This is a genomic window from Acinetobacter stercoris, assembly GCF_900323515.1.
GTDB lineage: Bacteria > Pseudomonadota > Gammaproteobacteria > Pseudomonadales > Moraxellaceae > Acinetobacter > Acinetobacter stercoris.
In genome coordinates, this window is sequence record NZ_OOGT01000310.1 from 1 (window position 1) to 2,814 (window position 2,814).

Here is a 2,814-nt window from a genome sequence, read left to right on the forward strand (position 1 = left end):
ATTTTTAACTATTAATAAATTTCCAATAAAAAAGGATGGCTTACACCATCCTTTTTTATTCATGATTCAATTATCATTTAACGCCACGAGCAGTCAAATAATCTTTGATCACTGTATTAAACTCTTCAGCCTTTTCAACTTGTGACCAGTGACCACATTGACTGAATATATGAGCATCCGCATAAGGGACAGTATTTAAAATATCCCAGGTACGAGATACCGGGATGACAACATCCTGTACACCATGAATTAACAACACTGGTACGCTAATGTCTTTCATCTTTTCAAAATCTAATGGAAATTCAAAGCGATCACGGTCACGTGCTCCGACAACATCCATTAAACGATCTGATGCATAATCATTTTTTGCTGCTTCATAACGTACTTTGACCAGCTCATCAGTAATGAGTGATTTATCAACGACAAACATTGACAGAGTGTTTTTGATTCCCTCTTCTGTTAAGACAGGATTTGCATGCGCTTTTAGTGCTGCAGTTTGCTTAGCGCCACCAGTACCCATTGAAACGATACCTAAAACACGCTCTGGATAATCAAGCACCATCTGGAAAGCTAACCAGCCACCTAGTGAATTACCAACCAACCATGTTTTTTCAATACCTAAAGCATCTAAAGTGCGGACAGCATGGTCAACCCAGGCACGGATACCATAAGCTGTATTCGGTGCAACAACAGTTTGACCATAACCAATTGAATCAATAGCGATACAACGAGCCTGTTCACCAATTTGTGGTAAATTCAACCACCAGTTTGCAGCAGCAGACACACCTGTACCTGAGCCATGCAGGAACAAAATAGGTGTACCTTCACCGACTTCGTGATAATGGGTCAACTCACCTTCAGCAGTTTCAATCCATTTGTCTTCCAAGCCAAAAAAAGGATCAGTTTTATAATTGGGGATTTGCACAGTGCTCATACTTACTCCTCGTACAGCCTTATTCTTAGGAAAAGTTCGTTAATATTCACCTAAGTTGCGTTTGAATTCCTACAGATTTACCCCCTAATATTACCCGTGATTTCAAGGCAAACTGATACATATTTACGATGATAAACTACAAAAAAACGATTATTTAACCAACTGTTTTTAAATGATTTTTAAATAAAAAATCCCTTATATTTTTCAAGTGTTTCATGAATTAGGTCAAAGAGAGACAAAATATCTCTCTTGATAATAAATTAAATAATTCTAACCTTAAAAATGATAGGTATATGTCGTTGCAATCCTGTTTTCTGTCAAATCAACAAAACCAGGAACATGTTTATAGTTCACATTGATATACATCCACTGAAAGCCTAAACCTTTTAGTTTTCCTTCAGGAACAACATAATTGACAACGACATCAGTTTCATTTTCTTTGCCACGTGTTGGGGTTTTTGTATCGATATTTCGACCATCAAAATAACGGGCACTAACAGTTAAGCCTTTTAAACCAATGTCCTTGAAATCATAGGTATAACCTAAACTCCACGATTTCTCATCTTTACGAATAAAACTTGCTACAGACCAATTGACTAAATATGGTTGCGGAACCCAACCAGAGATCGTAGGAAAAAAAGGTGCATTACTGCCATGGTTTCCATACATTTGTTGATAGCCTGCTTCAAATGTATGCGTGTTATACGTCCATGCTGCTCTTAGTGATAAAGCTTGGCTATCAATTTTTCCATACAGAGCATCACCTGATTCTTTGTTATCAAAATACCGGACATGCGTTGCAATTTTATTTTGCGCATTAATTTTATGGTTATAGGTCAAACCAAAATAATTCTGCTTATAAATATTCGTTACATCACCATAAAAATAACTAGCACCTAGCTCTGGAGTAATCTGGTAATCAATACCAGCCACATACATACCATCACTATCACCTGATTTAACTTGCCCTTTTTCTGTGTTTAATTCATTAGGCCAGAGTTTAAAATCCTGAACTTGATTATCATAACGTGTATTAATGCCGTCTAAATAACCCAATGTGATTTTAGTATTCTTTAAATCTTTAGACTCAAGCCACACACCTTCATATGTTGTTAATAGCTGGCGTGATGGATCATAAACAATAACAGGTGAAATAGGTAAAATTTCTCCCACACGTAGCTCTGTTTGCTTATATTTGGCTTTAAGTGTCGCCCCTAATTTAAAATTATCACGAGCCTGTTCTTTGCTTTGATAATTATATGGCATCACAAAATCATTATCACCACGATCACCACTGAGACGTAAAGCATATTGTGCTAAAACATCTACACCTACTTCGATAGGACCTATTTTGTGATAACCCGATTTGGCATCTAATGTTATACCTTGGGACCAGCTTCCAAAGTCTTGTGGCTTACTTGGATCAGGTTGTGCAATTTGTCGGTCTAAATAAAAATTTCTAAATTTGAGCTGAACCTGACTATCTTCTACAAATTCTGCATGAGCTACAGTTGAACCCACAGTAGCAGCAGTCATAACAGCCATCCATAAAGTGTGACGACGCATTGCTAAAATCCCTTTTATAAGAACAATGTTATGGCATCATCATGCAAAACAAGATAATTAAAAAATATCCGACCAGAGTCTGAGGTTTTCCATGATTATTTTCCCTACAAAAAGCTAAAATTTTTGATCTATATTTTTTAAATATTTTTAATAAGAATCAGTTTTTCCACCTTTATTATCAAAATATGATTTTTAGTTCCACATATATTGTACATTTTAAAAAATAATTGATCATTTTTTAGATTTTAAAAAACTGATTTAGTGTTTTTATGTTTTAAACCCTAGCTTATAGTTAAAATATATAGTTTTTATTT

At 35.3% G+C, this 2,814-nt stretch carries 2 protein-coding genes; both read right to left on the reverse strand.

Features of this window, described 5'->3' with window-relative positions; genetic code table 11:
- Window positions 1-73 precede the first annotated feature (73 nt).
- Window positions 74-934 (reverse strand): alpha/beta fold hydrolase, encoded by an 861-nt coding sequence (locus KPC_RS18855; protein WP_121975860.1) that lies wholly within the window; start codon window positions 932-934, stop codon window positions 74-76.
- A gap of 276 nt (window positions 935-1,210) precedes the next feature.
- The gene (locus KPC_RS18860) at window positions 1,211-2,500 is read right to left on the reverse strand and encodes an OprD family outer membrane porin (protein WP_121975861.1); all 1,290 of its coding nucleotides are present in this window, start codon (window positions 2,498-2,500) and stop codon (window positions 1,211-1,213) included.
- Between the last annotated feature and the right edge of the window lie 314 nt (window positions 2,501-2,814).

Excerpts from the sequence above, each read along its gene's own strand:
- KPC_RS18860 (WP_121975861.1), bottom strand. The coding sequence starts at position 2,500 with ATGCGTCGTCACACTTTATGGATGGCTGTTATGACTGCTGCTACTGTG.
- KPC_RS18855 (WP_121975860.1), bottom strand. The coding sequence starts at position 934 with ATGAGCACTGTGCAAATCCCCAATTATAAAACTGATCCTTTTTTTGGC.